The 17,801-nt window shown below is 63.7% G+C and carries 16 protein-coding genes; 8 read left to right on the forward strand and 8 right to left on the reverse strand.

Annotated features, from left to right (window positions below; genetic code table 11):
• Positions 1 to 24 precede the first annotated feature (24 nt).
• Both gap and ppc read right to left on the reverse strand, forming a co-directional pair.
• Entirely contained in the window at positions 25 to 1,035 is a 1,011-nt protein-coding gene (gap, locus tag BZG29_RS16680; protein ID WP_077405135.1) for a type I glyceraldehyde-3-phosphate dehydrogenase, read from the reverse strand.
• A gap of 102 nt (positions 1,036 to 1,137) precedes the next feature.
• Entirely contained in the window at positions 1,138 to 3,891 is a 2,754-nt protein-coding gene (gene ppc / locus BZG29_RS16685; RefSeq protein ID WP_216350311.1) for a phosphoenolpyruvate carboxylase, read from the reverse strand.
• Between the two features lie 465 nt (positions 3,892 to 4,356).
• Here ppc and BZG29_RS16690 point away from each other — a divergent pair, with 465 nt between their 5' ends.
• Positions 4,357 to 4,812, forward strand: a complete 456-nt coding sequence (locus tag BZG29_RS16690) for an Rrf2 family transcriptional regulator (RefSeq protein WP_077405138.1) — start codon at positions 4,357 to 4,359, stop codon at positions 4,810 to 4,812.
• A gap of 92 nt (positions 4,813 to 4,904) precedes the next feature.
• Here the strand turns inward: BZG29_RS16690 and BZG29_RS27825 are convergent, their stop codons facing one another.
• From BZG29_RS27825 to BZG29_RS16710, 5 genes are all read right to left on the reverse strand, one after another.
• Positions 4,905 to 5,510 (reverse strand): hypothetical protein, encoded by a 606-nt coding sequence (locus BZG29_RS27825; RefSeq protein WP_150130951.1) that lies wholly within the window; start codon positions 5,508 to 5,510, stop codon positions 4,905 to 4,907.
• 224 nt (positions 5,511 to 5,734) lie between these two features.
• Positions 5,735 to 7,420: a cation acetate symporter gene (locus tag BZG29_RS16695; RefSeq protein ID WP_077405141.1), complete on the reverse strand. Its 1,686-nt coding sequence runs from the start codon at positions 7,418 to 7,420 to the stop codon at positions 5,735 to 5,737.
• The gene (locus BZG29_RS16700; protein WP_077405144.1) at positions 7,417 to 7,725 is read right to left on the reverse strand and encodes a DUF485 domain-containing protein; all 309 of its coding nucleotides are present in this window, start codon (positions 7,723 to 7,725) and stop codon (positions 7,417 to 7,419) included. The genes BZG29_RS16695 and BZG29_RS16700 overlap by 4 nt, the downstream gene beginning before the upstream one ends.
• Positions 7,726 to 7,877: 152 nt before the next feature.
• A complete protein-coding gene (gene hmpA / locus BZG29_RS16705; protein ID WP_077405147.1) occupies positions 7,878 to 9,059 on the reverse strand; it encodes an NO-inducible flavohemoprotein in 1,182 nt (393 codons plus the stop codon).
• A gap of 30 nt (positions 9,060 to 9,089) precedes the next feature.
• Positions 9,090 to 9,503 (reverse strand): hemerythrin domain-containing protein, encoded by a 414-nt coding sequence (locus tag BZG29_RS16710; protein WP_077405150.1) that lies wholly within the window; start codon positions 9,501 to 9,503, stop codon positions 9,090 to 9,092.
• Between the two features lie 227 nt (positions 9,504 to 9,730).
• On the opposite strand from BZG29_RS16710, the gene BZG29_RS16715 reads away from it, so the two are divergent.
• The 7 genes from BZG29_RS16715 (at position 9,731) to BZG29_RS16745 (ending at position 17,044) form a co-directional block, all read left to right on the forward strand.
• Complete coding sequence (locus BZG29_RS16715) at positions 9,731 to 10,624, forward strand: STAS domain-containing protein (RefSeq protein WP_253192609.1); 894 nt, start codon at positions 9,731 to 9,733, stop codon at positions 10,622 to 10,624.
• A 7-nt stretch (positions 10,625 to 10,631) separates the two neighbouring features.
• Entirely contained in the window at positions 10,632 to 10,994 is a 363-nt protein-coding gene (locus BZG29_RS16720; RefSeq protein ID WP_077405156.1) for an STAS domain-containing protein, read from the forward strand.
• A 10-nt stretch (positions 10,995 to 11,004) separates the two neighbouring features.
• Positions 11,005 to 11,442 (forward strand): ATP-binding protein, encoded by a 438-nt coding sequence (locus BZG29_RS16725; protein WP_253192610.1) that lies wholly within the window; start codon positions 11,005 to 11,007, stop codon positions 11,440 to 11,442.
• Complete coding sequence (locus tag BZG29_RS16730) at positions 11,439 to 12,524, forward strand: ATP-binding SpoIIE family protein phosphatase (protein WP_253192611.1); 1,086 nt, start codon at positions 11,439 to 11,441, stop codon at positions 12,522 to 12,524. Before BZG29_RS16725 ends, BZG29_RS16730 begins: the two co-directional genes overlap by 4 nt.
• Positions 12,521 to 14,344 (forward strand): ATP-binding protein, encoded by a 1,824-nt coding sequence (locus BZG29_RS16735; RefSeq protein ID WP_077405162.1) that lies wholly within the window; start codon positions 12,521 to 12,523, stop codon positions 14,342 to 14,344. The genes BZG29_RS16730 and BZG29_RS16735 overlap by 4 nt, the downstream gene beginning before the upstream one ends.
• On the forward strand, positions 14,331 to 15,845 hold the full coding sequence (locus BZG29_RS16740) for a response regulator (RefSeq protein WP_077409147.1): 1,515 nt from the start codon (positions 14,331 to 14,333) through the stop codon (positions 15,843 to 15,845). Before BZG29_RS16735 ends, BZG29_RS16740 begins: the two co-directional genes overlap by 14 nt.
• Before the next feature lie 71 nt (positions 15,846 to 15,916).
• On the forward strand, positions 15,917 to 17,044 hold the full coding sequence (locus BZG29_RS16745) for a metallophosphoesterase (RefSeq protein WP_077405165.1): 1,128 nt from the start codon (positions 15,917 to 15,919) through the stop codon (positions 17,042 to 17,044).
• Between the two features lie 41 nt (positions 17,045 to 17,085).
• Here the strand turns inward: BZG29_RS16745 and BZG29_RS16750 are convergent, their stop codons facing one another.
• On the reverse strand, positions 17,086 to 17,784 hold the full coding sequence (locus BZG29_RS16750; RefSeq protein ID WP_150130952.1) for a hypothetical protein: 699 nt from the start codon (positions 17,782 to 17,784) through the stop codon (positions 17,086 to 17,088).
• Positions 17,785 to 17,801: the final 17 nt, after the last annotated feature.

The following is a 17,801-nucleotide window of genomic DNA, read 5'->3' on the forward strand; positions in this document are numbered from 1 at the left end:
GCGCTGGATCAGCGCTGGTTCTTCTTACTTGGCCGCCATCAGGGCGACCGTGGTGTCGAGCATGCGGTTCGAGAAGCCCCACTCGTTGTCGTACCACGACGACACTTTCACGAGGCGGCCCGAGACCTTGGTCAGGGTCGAATCGAAGTTCGACGAGGCCGGGTTGTGGTTGAAGTCGATGGAAACAAGCGGTTCCGTCTGGTAAGTGAGGATACCTTTCAGCGCGCCTTCCGATGCCGTTTTCAGCAAGGCGTTCACCTCTTCCACCGTCGTATCGCGCCTGGCGATAAAGGACAGGTCGACCAGCGAGACGTTAATCGTCGGCACGCGCACGGCAAAACCATCGAGCTTGCCATTCAGTTCCGGCAAGACGAGGCCGACAGCGGCCGCCGCGCCCGTCTTGGTGGGAATCATCGAATGCGTGGCCGAGCGGGCGCGGCGCAAGTCTTCATGCATCACGTCGGAGAGTACCTGGTCGTTCGTGTAGGCGTGCACGGTGGTCATCAGGCCCGATTCGATGCCGATGGCGTCGTTCAGCGGTTTTACCAGTGGCGCGAGGCAGTTCGTCGTGCACGAGGCGTTGGAAATCACCGTGTCGGAGGCTTTCAGCACGTGCTGGTTGACGCCGAACACGATGGTGGCGTCCACGTCCTTGCCGCCCGGCGCGGAAATGATGACTTTCTTTGCGCCACCCTTCAGGTGGGCCGAGGCTTTTTCCTTGGTGGTGAAGAAACCCGTGCATTCGAGCACGACGTCGACACCGAGTTCGCCCCAGGGGATCAAGGCCGGGTCGCGCTGCGCGAAGACGCGGATGCGGTCGCCGTTGACGAGCATGTTCTCGCCATCGATGGTGACGACGCCGGGAAACTTGCCGTGCACCGTGTCGTAGCGCGTCAGATGCGCATTCGACTTGGCGTCGCCCAGGTCGTTGATGGCGACGATTTCAATATCCTGCTGCTTGCCGCCTTCATAGAATGCGCGCAAGACATTGCGGCCGATGCGGCCATAGCCATTGATGGCAACTTTGATGGTCATGCTGTCTCCTTGTTGTTTTCTACTCAAAACCAGCCCAAATGCAAGTACCGGGGTCGTACCCTCAGGGTACGACCCCAGCCCTCGCTGTTGGGCTTGATTTCATTAACCGCTATTGCGCAGGCCAGCCGCAATCCCATTGATCGACAAATGAATGCCCGTGCGCGCCGCCGCATCCTGTTTACCCTCGCGGAAACGTTTCAACAGCTCCACCTGCACGTGGTTGAGCGGGTCGATATACGGGAAACGGTTGCGTATCGAGCGCTGCATCAGCGGATTGGCTTGCTGCAACTCTTCCTGGCCCGTGATCAGCTTCAAGGCGTCCAGGGTGGCCGCGTATTCGGCGCGGATGCGCGTAAAGATGGCCTCGCGCAAGGTTTTATCCTTGACGAGTTCCGCATACTTGCCGGCGATGGCGATGTCGCTCTTGGCCAGCACCATATCCATGTTCGACAGCAATGACGTGAAGAATGGCCAGTCCGTGTACATGCCGCGCAGCACGTCCGCGCCGTCGGCGGGATGGGCAGCCAGGTAGGCTTGCACAGCGGAACCGAAACCGAACCAGCCTGGCAGCATCAAACGGCATTGCGCCCAGCTCAAGACCCAGGGAATGGCGCGCAAATCCTCGATCGAGGTCGATTTCTTGCGCGAGGCGGGACGGCTGCCGATGTTCAGTGCGGCAATTTCGGCGATCACCGTCGATTCCCAGAAGTATTGTTCGAAGCCTTCCGTGCCGTACACGAGGTCGCGGTAGGCGTTCAGGGCCGTGCCGGACAGCTCTTCCATGGCGGCCAGATGGCCCGCGCCGGCCGAAGCCTTCGGCTGCAGCTGCGCCTGCGGCAGCAGGGTCGACTGGATGGTGGCGGCCACCAGCACTTCCAGGTTGCGGCGCCCGACTTCCGGGTTCGCATATTTGGCCGTGATGACTTCGCCCTGCTCCGTCAGGCGGATCTGTCCCTGCACGGCGCCGGCCGGCTGGGCCAGGATGGCTTCGTAGCTGGGGCCGCCGCCGCGTCCCACGGAGCCGCCGCGGCCGTGGAACAAGCGCAGCTTGATCTGGTATTGCTTGAAGACCGTCACCAGCTCGATCTCGGCCTTGTAAAGTTCCCAGCCGGAGGTCAAGAAGCCGCCGTCCTTGTTGCTGTCGGAATAGCCGAGCATGACTTCCTGCTGGTCCGCGCGCGATTTGAGCAAGCCACGGTAGAACGGCAAGCCGAAGGCGCGCGCCATGATGGCGGGGCCGGCGCGCAAGTCGTCGATGGTTTCAAACAGGGGGATGATGTTGACGTCCACTTCGCGGCTGTCCTGGCGCAGCAAGCCCACTTCCTTCAGCAGCAAGGCCACTTCCAGCAAGTCCGAGACGCTGGCCGCCTTGGAGATGATGCAGTTCGGCACCGATTCCTTACCATATTTGACATGGGCTGCGCGCACGGCGCGGAAGATGTCGAGTTCGGACGTTGTTTCTTCCGAGTACTGCGCATACGGCGACGCCAGCAGGCGCGGCGACTCCAGCTCGGCCAGCAGCACGGCGATGCGCTGCTCTTCATCGAGATCCAGGTAGACCAGGCCAGGCTGGGCGCCGGCGAACAGTTCGCCCACGACGCGCTCGTGCACGTCGGAATTCTGGCGCAGATCGAGCGGTGCCAGCGAAAAACCGAACACCTTGACGGCGCGGCGCAGCTGGCGCAGCCGGCCACGCGCCAGCGCGCGCAAGCCGTTGCTGACGAGCGAATGCTGGACCACGTCCAGGTCGGTCAGCAGTTCGGCGGCAGTCGCGTAGGGCTGCACGCCGTCTGCCTGCTTGCCCTTGCCGGATAGCACGACGCGCGTGCTTTCCAGGCGCGCATGAATGCCATGCAGGGCGCGGCGGTACGGCTCGTCGACGCGGTGCGGCGACGCGTCGGCCGAACGCTCGGCCAGCGCGCGCAGCGGCTCGCTGCAGGCATTGAGGATTTGCGCCAGCGACAGTTGCGAAGCGAGCTTGCGCAATTCACCGAGGTAAAAGTCGAGCACCTTGTCCGCTTGCGTCTGCAGGGTGCTGCGCAGGATGTCGGCCGTGACGAAGGGGTTGCCGTCGCGGTCGCCGCCGATCCAGCTGCCGACCTTCATGAAATTGGGCAATTCCGCATCTTCCCAGCGGGCATCGCGCTGGGCCAGCATGGTTTCCAGCGAGGAATACAATTTCGGCAATTCGCGCAAAATCGTGTGGTCGTAGAACGACAGGCCATTGGCCACTTCATCCATGACGGACAACTTGCTCGTGCGCAACAAACGCGTCTGCCACAAGGTGACGATGCCGCGGCCCAGCGCTTCTTCGTTCTGTTCCGCCTCTTCCGGCGTCATTTGCACGCGGTCGCGCTCGCTCAACAGGCGGGCGATAGCCATCTGGCAATTCTGGATGCTCTTGCGCTGCACTTCCGTCGGATGCGCCGTGAAGACGGGGCTGACAAACGCATCGTCGAAGAACGTTTCCAGCGCATCGGCCTTGCCTGCGTCAAACACATTGCCGACGGCATGGCTGAGGCTACCCTGGCGCGGCGGCGAACCGGCGATCAGATGGGCGCGCGTGCGGCGGATGTGATGTTGATCTTCCGCAATATTGGCCAGCAGCGAGAAATAGCTGAAAGCGCGCGTCAATTGCGTGGTTTCTTCCTGCGACAGCGCTTGCAGCGCATCGGACAGCTGCGCGCGCGCCGCTTCATCATTGTCGCGGCGGAAACGGATGGCCAGCTGGCGCACATGTTCGATGCGCTCGAAGGCGGGGTCGCCCAGGTGGTTGCGGATGGCGTCGCCCAGCAGACGGCCCAGCTGGCGGATATCGCTGCTCAGCAGCTCGTCTTTCACTTCATTCATTTGCATGGTATTCATTTCCTGGGGCGGCCACGGCGGCACCGCACAGATTGCGTAGTACGCGCTTCCCGGCCCCGGGAAACGCCCATCATCCGATTTTTGTAGTAAATTTACCTTATTGCTTCACCATCCTCTTGATTTCCATCAATAAAAATCCTATCCAAAGGGCCGACAAGGGCTTAGGAGCTGTTTGCCAGGGCAACAATATGAAAATTTACTACGCATTTAAGCGAAAGGCAATCAACTTTTGTCTTTCGAGGCTGAAAAGTGACGGTGCAACACACATGGCCGGCGCTCTCCTGTATGCTGCGGATGAAACAAGGATGTAATCCACATCTTTCACACACCTGACAAAAACGTAGCGAGCGGGATGAGCTGTGGCCGAGAAGCGCAGCTGTGCGGATGCACAGTGAGCATCGCAGGCCGCAAATCGCGACGCGCAGTAGCCTTGTCGGGTGTTTACTCTCTACTCCCATGCGACTGACTGCCTACACTGATTACACCCTGCGCACCCTGATGTACCTGGGCGTGCACCGCGACCGGCTCGTGACCATCCAGGACATTGCCGACTTGCATTCCATCTCGAAAAATCATTTGATGAAGGTGGTGCACCAGCTGGGCCTGTCTGGCATCGTGGAAACGGTGCGTGGGAGGAATGGCGGCCTGCGCCTGGCGCGCGACCCGGCCGAGATCAATATCGGCACCGTGGTGCGCGAAACGGAAAACGATTTTTTCATGGCCGAATGTTTCAACAAGGAAAACAATACCTGTCCGCTCACGCCCGATTGCCTGCTGAAGGCCAAGCTGGGCCAGGCCACGGCCGCCTTCCTGGCCGTGCTCGACACGGTGACGCTGGCATCGATACTCGACGCGGCGCCGGGTGCGCCCGCGCTGGCGGCGGGCGTGATTCCCTTGCGCGTGGCCAAGTAAGGCCATACCAATGGCGCGCAACTGCCGCGCCTGGAGATAGCATGCCAAACGTGTGCTGCTGAAATGGCAGAAAATATTGCCCTGGCTGCCGGTTAATTGATGCGGATATACCAATACACAGCGGCATTGCGAGGCCGGGTTTCCAGGCCGCCCTTGTTTTCAACGGAAACGGCTGTCGATCCGTTCTCTGATCCGGCCACTGCCCTGGCAGCGATGCCCCCATAAGCGGCAGCTTCGATCCTTTCCGCTATCCTGGGGAGAACGGCGCCATGATTGTGCGCGGCAAATGAATCCGGCTGCACGCTACCGGCCAAGCGTTCGCCGTCTGGATCATTCTTTGCACCTTCATCTATTCCGCGCAAGAACAGACCACGCAGATCGGGGACTGTGCGCTTTCCGCTGGAAATTTTTTCGTACACCGAACGCGTCACATCCCGCCCATCCGCGAGAACCCACGTGTATTTTTCAGGAACATAAGTGGAATCGAGCCCTGCCTGACGGTAAAACTCGGCAGGCGGCAGCATCGAGCCGATAACCGCGCCTATCGGAATGAGATTATTATCGACAACTTTTTTCGCTGTTTCCGTAGCCACCCTTTGCGTTTGGATGTAACTGCTGCCTAATGATGAAGCCAAGCCGATCAATGCAATAATTATGGAAGGTAACCAGTGAGAAGAATGAGTCCCTGATGCATTCATGACGCCCCCCTTCCAGACATATGCCCACCCTTAGCGCCAAAGATATCGATAGCCGCTCATCGCACTCTCTTTATAGGTCAAACAGCCTCAATCCTTACTGACCTTTCTCAATTCATGAGCACAGCGCCCGACTGCAAGATGCACAGAAATGAATTGCAGGCGCGCAAAACAATCACGCCCGGCGAACCGAGCGTGATTATTTTCTTCAACAACACTTATTTACATCAATGCGCGCTGGCGCCTGCCGCGCCGATGCCCGTTTCCGAACGCATTTGCTGCGCTTCGTAGCCGGCGCGGTCGATGCGCGCGCGGGGGCTCTTGTCGAGCACCGAGAACAGCCAGATGCCGACGAAGCCGGCCGTCATCGAGAACAGCGCCGGCGACGCATACGGGAACAACGCTTCGCCATGACCGAGCACGTCGACCCACACGGACTTCGACACCACCGTCAGCGCGACGGCCGTGGTCAAGCCCAGGAAGCCGCCGATGGTGGCGCCCCGCGTGGTGCAATCCTTCCACAGCACCGACATGAACAGCACGGGGAAGTTGGCCGAGGCGGCAATGGCGAAGGCCAGCGAGACCATGAAGGCGATGTTCTGCTTTTCAAAGGCGATGCCCAGCACCACGGCGATGATGCCCAGCACGATCGTCGTCACGCGCGACACTTTCAATTCGTTGGCGCCCGTGGCCTTGCCCTTCTTGATCACGGTGGCATACAGGTCGTGCGACACGGCCGACGCGCCCGACAGGGTCAAGCCCGCCACGACAGCCAGGATGGTGGCAAACGCGACCGCCGACATGAAGCCGAGGAAGACGTTGCCGCCCACGGCCTTGGCCAGGTGCACGGCCGCCATGTTGTTACCGCCCAGCAATTTACCGGCCGCATCCTTGAACTCGGGATTGGTACTCACCAGCACGATGGCGCCAAAGCCGATGATGAAGGTCAGAATGTAGAAATAGGCGATCCAGGTGGTGGCCCAGAACACGGATTTGCGCGCTTCCTTGGCGCTCGGCACCGTGAAGAAACGCATGAGGATGTGCGGCAGGCCGGCCGTGCCGAACATCAGCGCCATGCCGAACGAGATGGCCGAAATAGGATCCTTGATGAAGGAACCGGGGCCCATGATGGCTTCCTTGGTGGCGTGCACGTCCACCGACTTGGCGAACAGCGCTTCCGGGCTGAAGTTGAACTGCGCCAGCACGGCCACGGCCATGAAGGTGGCGCCGCCCAACAGCATCACGGCCTTGATGATCTGCACCCAGGTGGTGGCCGTCATGCCGCCGAACAGCACGTAAATCATCATCAATGTACCGACCAGGACGACGGCGATCCAGTATTCCAGGCCGAACAGCAGCTTGATCAGCTGGCCCGCGCCCACCATCTGCGCGATCAGGTAAAAGGCCACGACGACCAGGGTGCCGGAGGCCGAGAAAATGCGGATCGGCGCCTGCTTGAAGCGGTAGGCGGCCACGTCGGCAAAGGTGAAGCGGCCCAGGTTGCGCAGGCGCTCGGCCATCAGGAAGGTGATGACGGGCCAGCCGACGAGAAAGCCGATGGCGTAGATCAGGCCATCGTAGCCGTTCAGGAAGACGGCGGCGGAAATGCCGAGGAACGATGCGGCCGACATATAGTCGCCCGCGATGGCCAGGCCGTTCTGGAAACCCGTGATGCCGCCGCCGGCCGTGTAGAAATCGGACGCCGACTTGGTTTTCGCGGCGGCCCACTTGGTGACGAACAGCGTGAAGATGACGAAGGCGGCGAACATGATGATCGCCGTCCAGTTGGTCGGTTGCTTGACGGCCTGGCCCAGGTCGGCGCCGGCCGCCAGCACGCTGCCGCTGGCGCCCGCCAGCAAGGCCAGCGCTGCCAGGCAAGCGAGTTTGCGTTGCGTCAATGCGGCGCCGTTCATGCTTGCACCCGTGCCTGGATGGCGTTGCTCAGGTCATCGAATTGCTTGTTGGCGCGGCGCACATAGATGCCCGTGACCAGCACGGTAAACACGATGACGAACAAGCCGATCGGCATGCCCCAGGTCATCACGCCGGCGCCCGTTTTAGTGGCGAGGAATTCCTTGTTGAAGGCGATGAGCAGGATGTAGCCGTAGTACACCAGCATCATCAGGCCCGTCAGCGCCCAGCCGAAGCGGGAACGCACCTTGACCAGTTGATGATAGTTGGGGTCGCGCTTGATTTTTTGAACCAGATCGTCATGCATGGTGTTGCCTCCTGTTATGTAAAAGCTGCTCTTTTGTTTTCGAGCTTGCATTCACAATACGGCGCGAGGCTTACCCGCCCCTTACGGCGGCGTTTTTTTCTCGCAGGGGCAACACAAGGAGCAACACAAGGAGCAATACAAGGCAGACAAGGTCAGTTCAGCGCGGCTGCCGGTCCGAAGAATTCATGGTGCGTCTGCCGTTCCGGCACGCCCAGTTCGCGCAGGTATTGCTTGACGGCCCGCATGAACGGCTGCGGCCCCAGGAAGTAGGCGTCGACGTCGCGCGATGCGGGCAGCCAGTTATTCAACTGCTTTTTATCTAGCAAGCCGACGGCATCGGGCGCATCTTGCTCGCCGCCATGTTCCGCGTAGCAGTAATAGCGTTTCAATTGCGGGTGCTGCGCGGCCAGTGCATCGATCTGCGCGCGGAACGCATGCACGCCGTGGTGGCGCGCCGCGTGGATGAAGTGCACGGGACGCTTGCCGCGCAGGGCCGCCGTCAGCATGGCCAGGGTCGGCGTGATGCCGACGCCGCCGCTGATCAGCACCAGCGGCTTGTCGCTCTCCGTCAGCACAAAGTCGCCCGAGGGCGGCGTCAGCTGCACGGTATCGCCCGCCTGCACATGGTCGTGGAAGAAATTCGACACCTTGCCGCCCTCTTCCCGCTTGATGCTGATGCGGTAGGTCTGGCCATTGCTGGCGGCGGACAAGGAGTACTGGCGGCGCATGGGCACGCCGTCGACGTCGACCAGCACGCCGATATATTGACCTGGCGCAAAGTCGAGCACGGGCCGGCCATCGGCGGGCGCCATCAGGAAGGACGTGATCTCGCCGCTTTCCACCGTCTTGCTGCGCACGGTAAAGTCGCGCGCACCGCTCCAGCCGCCCGGCGCGGCCGCCTGCGCCTTGTAGATGCGCCCTTCCTCGCCGGCCAGGATGTCGGCCAGCTGGCCGTAGGCCGCGCCCCAGGCATCGATGACGGCGTCGCTGGCGACTTCTTCGCCCAGCACTTCGCGGATCGCCTGCAGCAGGCTGGCGCCCACCAGCGGATAGTGTTCGGCGCGAATCTGCAGGGCTACGTGCTTGTTGACGATGGTGGCCACCAGGTCGCCCAGCGCGGCCAGCTGATCGATATATTTGGCGTACATCAGCACGCCATTGGCCAGCGCGCGCTGCTGGTCGCCGCTGTGCTGGTGCGCCTGGTTAAAGTACGGCAGCACTTCGGGATGGTCGCGGAACAGGTTCTTGTAAAAGTGGCGCGTCAGCGCTTCGCCGCCCTGCTCGAGGATGGGGACGGTGGCCGTGATGATGGCGCGTTGTTCTTGGGTCAGCATGTAAAACTCCTGTATATATGAGTAAGCGGTTCAGGCCAGCGTTTCAACGGCCGGGTATAACTCGTGGTCTTCGCGGCGCATGCGCTGGAACAGCGCGTGCAGCACGGTATTGGCTTCGCTGCGGAAGGCTTCCGGCTCGGCCGCCAGGCGCACGGGCGTATTCCAGCGGCCGGCGAAATCCAGGTAGGCGCCGGCGATGCCGTGCATCTCGTTTTCGTACTGGCGGCCCAGTTGTGCCACCTTGGCCACGCCGCACGCCTGCGCGGCCGGATACAGGTAGCGCTGCTCGACGGCCAGGTGCAGCTTGATCAAGCCGCTCATGGCGATGATCTGTTCGGCGATGGCCTGCGCCTGCGCGGCGACTCCGCCGCGCGCCAGCCGGCGCAAGTCATCGATGGCGGCCAGGATGGCCAGGTGCTGCTGTTTGAATTTGTCGATATTCATGGCGTGCTTCTCTTGTTGAGTGCTGCCAGTGTAGCGGAATTCCCTTAAACATGCAAACTACATGCATCTTTAAAGGCCCGAATGTTTCCCACAGGAATGTACATCGACATGCGCCACTATGTGCGGCACAGAACACAAGCTACGGCCACGCCTGCCTATAATTTATTCATCACCGCGCGTGCCCGATTGCGGCCGCGCCGCACCCTCCACTCCAGCCAAGGATGAGCATGAGAATGAAGACGGACACGGTCAAGACGGGCACGGGCCAGGCGCAGCAACTGGCCAACATCATCAACGCGCACCACACGGCATTGCTGGACGGCTGGATGGCTGGCCTGATCGCCCGCCTGGTGCGGCGCGACAAGATCGCCGAAAACGAGCTGCGCCAGCAGGCATCGCAATTTTTGCCGCTGCTGGCGGGCGCGCTGGAAAGCGGCGACTCGTTCGACATCGAAGGCGGCGCCTGGGACGATACGCGCCAGCTGCTCGCGGAAATATCGCAATCGCGCGTGCGCCAGGGCTATTCGCCGATCGACACGGCCAGCTTCATGTTCTCGCTCAAGGAACCGCTGTTCGCCTACCTGCGCCAGGAAATCACGGCGCAGCCGCAGGAACTGGGCGACGCCATCGTCAGCACCAGCAAACTGTTCGACGAGCTGGGTTTGCTCACCATCGCCATCTACCAGAAGGCGCGCGAACAGGTGATATTGCGCCAGCAGCAGGAATTGCTGGAACTGTCCACGCCCGTGGTGCAGCTGTGGCAAAACGTGCTGGCCCTGCCCCTGATCGGCACCCTCGACAGCGCCCGCACGCAGGTGGTAATGGAAAGCCTGCTGCAAAAGATCGTCGACACGGGCGCCCTGATCGCCATCATCGACATCACGGGCGTGCCCACCGTCGACACGCTGGTGGCGCAGCATCTGCTGAAAACCATCGCCGCCGCGCGCCTGATGGGCGCCGACTGCATCATCAGCGGCATCCGCCCGCAGATCGCGCAAACCATCGTGCACCTGGGCGTCAACCTGGAAGACGTGATGACCAAGGCCACGCTGGCCGACGCCTTCGTCGTGGCCCTGAAACGCACGGGTTCCAGCATCACCTACCAGCAGCAGCAACACTGAGGCGCCTATGGAAAGAATCCCCATTTTACGCATGGGCCGGCTGCTGCTGGTGACGATCCAGGTGGACATGCATGACCGCCTGGCCATGACCCTGCAGGACGACCTGACCTCCCGCATCGTGACGGACCGTGCCACGGGCGTGCTGATCGACATTTCCGCGCTCGACATCGTCGATTCCTTCATCGGCCGCATGATCAGCAACACGGCGGCGATGGCGAAAATCCTCGACGCGCGCACCGTCGTCGTCGGCATGCAGCCGGCCGTCGCCATCACCCTGGTGGAGCTGGGGCTGACCCTGGAAGGCGTGAGCACGGCGCTCAACGTGGAACGGGGGATCAAGCTGCTGGAACGGGGCGGCGCATGCGCATGACGGGGGCGCCGTGCTAGGCGCGCAGGCCCAGGAGCGGGCGCAGGCGGGGGCGCAGCAGATTCTGCCCCTGCACAGCGACGAGGACGTCGTGCGCTTGCGCAAGCAGGTGCGCGACAGCATGGTCGCCATGGGGTTTGGCCTGATCGAACAGACCAAGATCATCACGGCGGCCAGCGAACTGGCGCGCAACACCCTGCGCTACGGCGGCGGCGGCGAAGCGCGCATCGCGCGCGTCAGCGATGGCGCGCGCCAGGGCCTGGAACTGCGCTTCGTCGACGCCGGACCGGGCATCGACGATATTCCCCTGGCGCTGACCGATGGCTATACCAGCGGCGGCGGGCTGGGACTGGGGCTGGGCGGCGCCAAGCGCCTGGCCGACGCATTTCACATCGACACGGCGCCCGGCGCGGGCACCACCGTCACCATCGCGAAATGGAAGCTGTTTTGAACCACCAGGAACCGCAGCCTGACATTCTCAGGCAAAGAACTTTTCCCATCGGCGAACCGAGCGAGATCGCCGCGGCCCGCCGCGCCGGCAACGAGCTGGCGCGCCGCATCGGCTTCGACGACGTGCGCACGGGCCAGCTGGCCATCCTCATCAGCGAAGCGGCGACCAACATCGTCAAGCACGCGCAGCGCGGCGAAATCCTGCTGCGCAAGGTGCTGCGCGGCGGCACCAGCGGCATCGAAGTGCTGGCCATCGACAACGGCCCCGGCATGGCCAACGTGCGCCAGCACATGCAGGACGGCCACTCCACCACCGGCACCTACGGCGTGGGACTGGGCGCGATACGCCGCCTGAGCCAGGAATTCGACCTGTACACGGCGCCGGACAAGGGCACGGTGCTGATGATGGTGGTCTGGGGCCAGCACGCCAGCAGCGCCATCCCGGCCCGTCCGAACTGGCAGATCGGCGCAGTGTGTCTGCCGCTGGCGTCGGAACAGGTGTGCGGCGACGCCTGGAACGTCGTGTGCGAAGGCCATGAACTGAGCCTGATGGTGGCCGACGGCCTGGGCCACGGCCCGCTGGCGGCCCGGGCGTCGGAAACGGCCAGCGCGCTGCTGGAACACGATACGCCCGGCCTGCCGCCCCTGCCCGCCCCCTTCATCGAACTGGCCCACGGCGCCCTGCGCGCCACACGCGGCGCGGCGCTGGCCGTGGCGCACATCGACAGCGCGCGCCGCGAACTGCGCTATGCGGGCGTGGGCAACATCGCCGCCTGCGCCTTCGATGCGCAGCAACGCCGGCATTTGCTGTCGCATAACGGCATCGTCGGCAGCAATCTGCGCAAGGTGCAGGAATTCCGCTATCCGTGGCAGCCGGGAACGACACTGATCATGCATAGCGACGGCCTGCACTCGCGCTGGGACCTGGAACGGTATCCGGGCCTGGCGCATTGCCATCCCAGCCTGGTCGCCGCCGTGCTGTACCGCGATTTTGCGCGCGGGCGCGACGACGTCACGGTGGTGGTGCTGCGCGAACATGAGGAGCACCGGCATGCCGGTGCGGAAAGGAACGACACGCCATGACGCAACGCATATTAACCGCCCATATCGGCAGCGAACTCGATGTGGTGGGGGCGCGCCAGCGCGCGCGCCAGATCGCCGCCCTGTGCGGCTTCGGCGTGCAGGACCAGGTGCGCATCGCCACGGCCGTGTCGGAACTGGCGCGCAACGTCTACAACTACGCGGGCAGCGGCAAGGTGCATTTCGCCATCGACGGCCAGACGGCACCGCAGGTGCTCAGCATCCGCATCGAAGACCAGGGGCCCGGCATCGCGCAGCTCGACCGGATACTGGCCGGCACCTACCGCTCGCCCACGGGCATGGGCCTGGGCATTCTGGGCGCACAGCGCCTGATGGACCGCTGCCACATCGACAGCGCACCCGGCGGCGGCACGCAGATCACGCTGCACAAGCTGTTCCCGCGCGACTCTCCGCTGCTCGACGGAGGCATGATCGGCACCCTGTCCGGCAGCCTGCAGGCGCTGCCCCCGGACATCACGCTGGCCGAAGTGCAGCAGCAAAACCGCGAACTATTGACCACCCTGGCCGAACTGAAGACGCGCCAGGACGACCTGCTGCAGCTGACGCGCGAACTGGAAGACACCAACCGGGGCGTGGTGGCGCTGTTCGCGGAACTCGATGAAAAAGCCGACCACCTGCGCCGCGCCGACCAGATGAAGTCGCGCTTCCTGTCGAACATGAGCCATGAATTCCGTACGCCGCTCAGCTCCATCCGCGCCCTGTCCAAGCTGCTGCTCGACCGCATCGACGGCGAACTGTCCGAGGAGCAGGAAAAGCAGGTGCTGTTCATCCTGCAAAGCGCCGTCAGCCTGAGCGACCTGGTGAACGACCTGCTGGACCTGGCCAAGATCGAGGCGGGCAAGGTCGACGTGCACGCCAACAGTTTCCAGGTGGCCGACCTGTTCAGCGCCCTGCGCGGCATGCTGCGCCCGCTGCTGGTGTCCGAATCGCTCACGCTCACCTTCATCGACCCCGACCCGGCCCTGCAGATACACACGGATGAAGGCAAGCTGTCGCAAATCCTGCGCAACTTCATCGCCAACGCCCTCAAATTCACGGAAGCGGGAGAAATCGTCGTCAGCGCCACGCCTTTGCCGGAGCAGGACGCCATCCGCTTTTCCGTCTCCGACACGGGCCTGGGCATCGCCGCCGAAGATGTGCAGCTGATCTTCGAGGAATTCAGCCAGGTGGAAAACCACATGCAGCGCAAGGTCAAGGGCACGGGCCTGGGACTGCCCCTGTGCCGCAACCTGGCCACCCTGCTCAATGGCACGGTGTCCGTGGAAAGCACGCCGGGCCACGGTTCGCTGTTTTCCGTCGTCCTGCCCGCCAGCTACCATGCGCCCGAAGGCAGCCTGCCGCCGAGCGCGCCGGCCAACGACAACGGCAACGACCAGCGCATCGGCGTGCTGGTGGTGGAAGACAATCCGCCCATCCGCCTGCTGTATGAAAAATTCTTGGCCGGCAGCGAGTTTCGCGTGATCCCCGCGCGCAGCGTGCGCGAGGCGCAGGAGCGCTGGGAACAGCAGCGCCCCGCCGCCGTCATCCTCGACATCCTGCTGCACGGCGAAACTGCCTGGCACTGGCTGGCCGAGCTGAAAAACGACCCGCTGCGGCGCCAGGTGCCCGTCATCGTCGCCACCGAGATCGACGACGTGCGCAAGGGCCTGGCGCTGGGCGCCGACGCCTACTACGTCAAGCCGCTGTCGCGCCAGCAATTGCTGGCCACCCTGCGCGCGCTGATCGGCAACCAACACCACCGGCAAGAGCCGGTTCCGCCGCAAGGCACAACCACCTGGGACAATGCGCATGCTACCGGATAACAACAGCGATGCTCTGATCCTCAACGTCGATGACAGCGACGGCGCACGCTACGCCAAATCGCGCATCCTCCAACGCGCCGGCTTCAAGGTCATCGAAGCCTCGAACGGGGGCGACGCGCTGCTGCGCGCCCGCCAGGACCGCCCGAACCTGATCCTGCTCGACGTCAAGCTGCCCGACATCAACGGCCTGGAAGTGTGCCGCCAATTGAAGGGAGGCGCCGAGACGAACACCATCCTGGTGCTGCAGACGTCGGCTTCCTGCATCGGCACGGCCGACAAGATCCGCGCCCTCGACGGCGGCGCCGACAATTACCTGGTCGAGCCGATCGAGGCCGATGAACTGATCGCCAACGTCAAGGCGCTGCTGCGCCTGGGCCGCGTCGAGCGCGCGCTGCGCGACGTGGACCGCCGCAAGGATGAATTCCTGGCCACCCTGGCGCACGAATTGCGTAACCCGCTGGGCCCCATCCGCACGGCGCTGGCCCTGCTGTGCAAGCTCGATCCCGTCGTGCCGGCCGTGCAGGACAATGCGCGCCGCACCATCGCCCGCCATACCGATCACCTGGTGCGCCTGGTGGACGACCTGCTCGACGTGTCGCGCATTTCGCAAGGCAAGATCTCGCTGCAGTGGGAAAGCGTGGGCCTGGCCAGCGTCATCCGCAGCGCGCTGGAAACGAGTTCGCACAGCATCGAGGCGCGCGGCCATGCGCTCGACGTGAACCTGCCCCAGGAAGAGCTGTGGGTCTGCGGCGACGCCGTGCGCCTGTCGCAGATCGTCGCCAACCTGCTGCTCAACGCGGCCAAGTTCACGGCGCCGGGCGGACGCATCGCCATTACCGCCGTGCGCGAGGGCGACAATGTGCGCATCCGCCTGAGCGACAACGGTATCGGCATCGCCGCCGCCAGCATCGACAGCATCTTCGGCCTGTTCGAGCAGAGCGGCCACTCGCCCGACCGGGTACAGGACGGCCTGGGCATCGGCCTGTCGCTGGTGCGCAACCTGGTGACCTTGCACGGTGGCCAGGTCAGCGTGCACAGTCCCGGCGTGGGACTGGGCAGCACCTTCGAAGTCCTGCTACCGCTCGACGCCAACGTGCCGCTGCCGGCCGCGCCGGCGCCGCAGGCCGCCACCGGCGGCAGCCAGCGCATCGTCGTCGTCGACGACAACCGCGATGCGGCCGACACTCTGGCCGAACTGCTGGAAATGTACGGCCATACGGTGCGCACGGCCTACACGGGGGCGCAAGCCACCGAGCGCACCCTGGAATTCAAGCCCGACATCGTCTTTCTCGACATCGGCCTGCCCGACATGAGCGGCTATGACGTGGCCGTCAAACTGCGCCAGTTGCCGATACCGCAGCAATTCCTGCTCGTCGCGCTGACCGGCTACGGCCAGGAACACGATCGCCAGGCGGCCCTGCAGGCCGGTTTCAACGAACATTTCGCCAAACCCGTCGATTTCGGCAAGCTGGCCATACTGGGACTGCATATCGCCCCCTAAGCGGGGTGGCGGCTGCCTGCGGCCAAGGCGTCGGCTATAATCGGCGGCCGCCTCACCTCTGGAAGCATGACATGACAACCCGCACGCCGCTGCTGCGCATCACCATGATACTGGGCGCCCTGCATGCCCTCTTGGGCTGGCTGCTGTTGCCTGCGCTGCCCGTCGGCCTGGCCGGCTGGCTGCTGGGCGGCGCCGTGTTGCTGGCGTCGACCATGCTCATGCCGATGACGATCTTCGCCCGCGCCGTCACCAACGATGCGCGCCTGGCCGACCGTCTGAGCTGGGCCGGTTCGCTGTGCATGGGCTTTTTTTCGTCGCTGTTCGTGCTGACCGTGCTGCGCGCACTGCTGATGCTGATTCCTGCCACCCGCCCGCACGCCCAGGCGTCAGCCGTGCTTGTGCTGCTCCTGGCGCTGCTGGCCACCATCGTCGGCTTCATCAACGCCCGCCGGGTGGCGCGCGTGCGCGAGGTCGACGTGCCCATCGCGGGCCTGCCGGCCGCCTTGCAGGGCTACACCATCGTGCAACTGAGCGACATCCACGTGGGCGCCACCATCAAGCGCGCCTACGTGCAGGCCATCGTCGCGCGCGCCAACGGCCTGCAGGCAGACCTCATCGCCATCACGGGCGACGTGGTCGACGGCACGGTGGCGCAACTGGGCAGCCACACGGCGCCGCTGGGCGAGCTGCGCGCGCGCCATGGCGTGTTTCTCGTGACGGGCAACCACGAATACTATTCGGGCGCCGCGCCGTGGGTGGCGGAATTCCGCCGCCTGGGCTTGCGCGTGCTGATGAATGAACACGCGGTGCTCGAACACGACGGCGCGCGCCTGGCGCTGGCCGGCGTGACCGACTTCAACGCCGCCGCCTTCGATCCGGCGCAGAAAAGCGACCCGCAAGCGGCCGTCGCCGGCGCGCCGGCCGGCATCCCCCGCATCCTGCTGGCGCACCAGCCGCGCAGCGCACCCGAGGCCGAAGCGGCGGGCTACGACCTGCAATTGTCGGGCCACACGCACGGCGGCCAGTTCTGGCCGTGGAATCTGTTCGTGCCGCTGCAGCAGCCCTACGTGGCCGGACTGCACCGGCAAGGCCGCCTGTGGATATATGTGAGCCGCGGCACCGGCTACTGGGGACCGCCCAAGCGCATCGGGGCGCCGGCGGAGATTACGAGAATCAGACTCGTGGCGCACAGCGGCTGACCAGGCCTGGGGCGTGGCCAGTTCCCTCATCGCTGCCGCAGTCAGAGCCTGCCGGCAAACAAGGCAATGCCGGCGGCACAGCCCGCGCTCGCGACAACCAGGGTAGCAATCAGCCAGCGCCGCACAGATTGTGTCGAGGCCGCCAACTGTTCCGCCCATGTGCGTGCCCACGCCTCCTGCTGCATCGCAAGCGCGGTCAATTGCATTTGCTGCTCGGCAAACGCCAATTGCATCTGCGCCACGGACTGCACCAGCGGCGCCAGCTCCGCCTCGTTAAGACGCGCAAGCTCCATGAGCGATGCCGCCGCCTGCGTGCCCAGCTCATGGCGCTGCTGCGCCATCAGTTCATGCAACTGGACGAAGGATTGCTTGCCGGACTCGCCTTGCTGCACCAGCTGTCCCGACAATTTCTCCACCGAGTCGCGGTGGGCGGTCACCGTGCCCTGTTCCAGCGTATTCTGGACCTGGTGCAACATGGGTTGCAACGACAGGCGAATTTCGCGCGGCGCCTCTTCGGCCAGCGATTTGAGCGAGCGAATCTGCTTGAGCGCGTCATCCGCACTCATATTCGTGCCCTGGATAATCGCCTGTAAATCTTCCAGCTGCGATTCAAACTGGTCCAGCCGTTTGTCCAGCTCGCGGACCGACTTCGTCACAGGCGCCAGCGGTTCCTGCATTACCTTTTGTAATAGTTCCTGAAATTCGTGTTCCTGGCGTGCGATATCGTGTTGATTGTTCATGGCCTTGGTCAATATGA

The sequence above is a fragment of the Janthinobacterium sp. LM6 genome (assembly GCF_002002885.1).
Classification (GTDB): domain Bacteria; phylum Pseudomonadota; class Gammaproteobacteria; order Burkholderiales; family Burkholderiaceae_D; genus Janthinobacterium; species Janthinobacterium kumbetense.

Coding starts and splice junctions, on each gene's coding strand:
- gap (WP_077405135.1), bottom strand. CDS start 1,035: ATGACCATCAAAGTTGCCATCAATGGCTATGGCCGCATCGGCCGCAAT.
- ppc (WP_216350311.1), bottom strand. CDS start 3,891: ATGCAAATGAATGAAGTGAAAGACGAGCTGCTGAGCAGCGATATCCGC.
- BZG29_RS16690 (WP_077405138.1), top strand. CDS start 4,357: ATGCGACTGACTGCCTACACTGATTACACCCTGCGCACCCTGATGTAC.
- BZG29_RS27825 (WP_150130951.1), bottom strand. CDS start 5,510: ATGAATGCATCAGGGACTCATTCTTCTCACTGGTTACCTTCCATAATT.
- BZG29_RS16695 (WP_077405141.1), bottom strand. CDS start 7,420: ATGAACGGCGCCGCATTGACGCAACGCAAACTCGCTTGCCTGGCAGCG.
- BZG29_RS16700 (WP_077405144.1), bottom strand. CDS start 7,725: ATGCATGACGATCTGGTTCAAAAAATCAAGCGCGACCCCAACTATCAT.
- hmpA (WP_077405147.1), bottom strand. CDS start 9,059: ATGCTGACCCAAGAACAACGCGCCATCATCACGGCCACCGTCCCCATC.
- BZG29_RS16710 (WP_077405150.1), bottom strand. CDS start 9,503: ATGAATATCGACAAATTCAAACAGCAGCACCTGGCCATCCTGGCCGCC.
- BZG29_RS16715 (WP_253192609.1), top strand. CDS start 9,731: ATGAGAATGAAGACGGACACGGTCAAGACGGGCACGGGCCAGGCGCAG.
- BZG29_RS16720 (WP_077405156.1), top strand. CDS start 10,632: ATGGAAAGAATCCCCATTTTACGCATGGGCCGGCTGCTGCTGGTGACG.
- BZG29_RS16735 (WP_077405162.1), top strand. CDS start 12,521: ATGACGCAACGCATATTAACCGCCCATATCGGCAGCGAACTCGATGTG.
- BZG29_RS16740 (WP_077409147.1), top strand. CDS start 14,331: ATGCTACCGGATAACAACAGCGATGCTCTGATCCTCAACGTCGATGAC.
- BZG29_RS16745 (WP_077405165.1), top strand. CDS start 15,917: ATGACAACCCGCACGCCGCTGCTGCGCATCACCATGATACTGGGCGCC.
- BZG29_RS16750 (WP_150130952.1), bottom strand. CDS start 17,784: ATGAACAATCAACACGATATCGCACGCCAGGAACACGAATTTCAGGAA.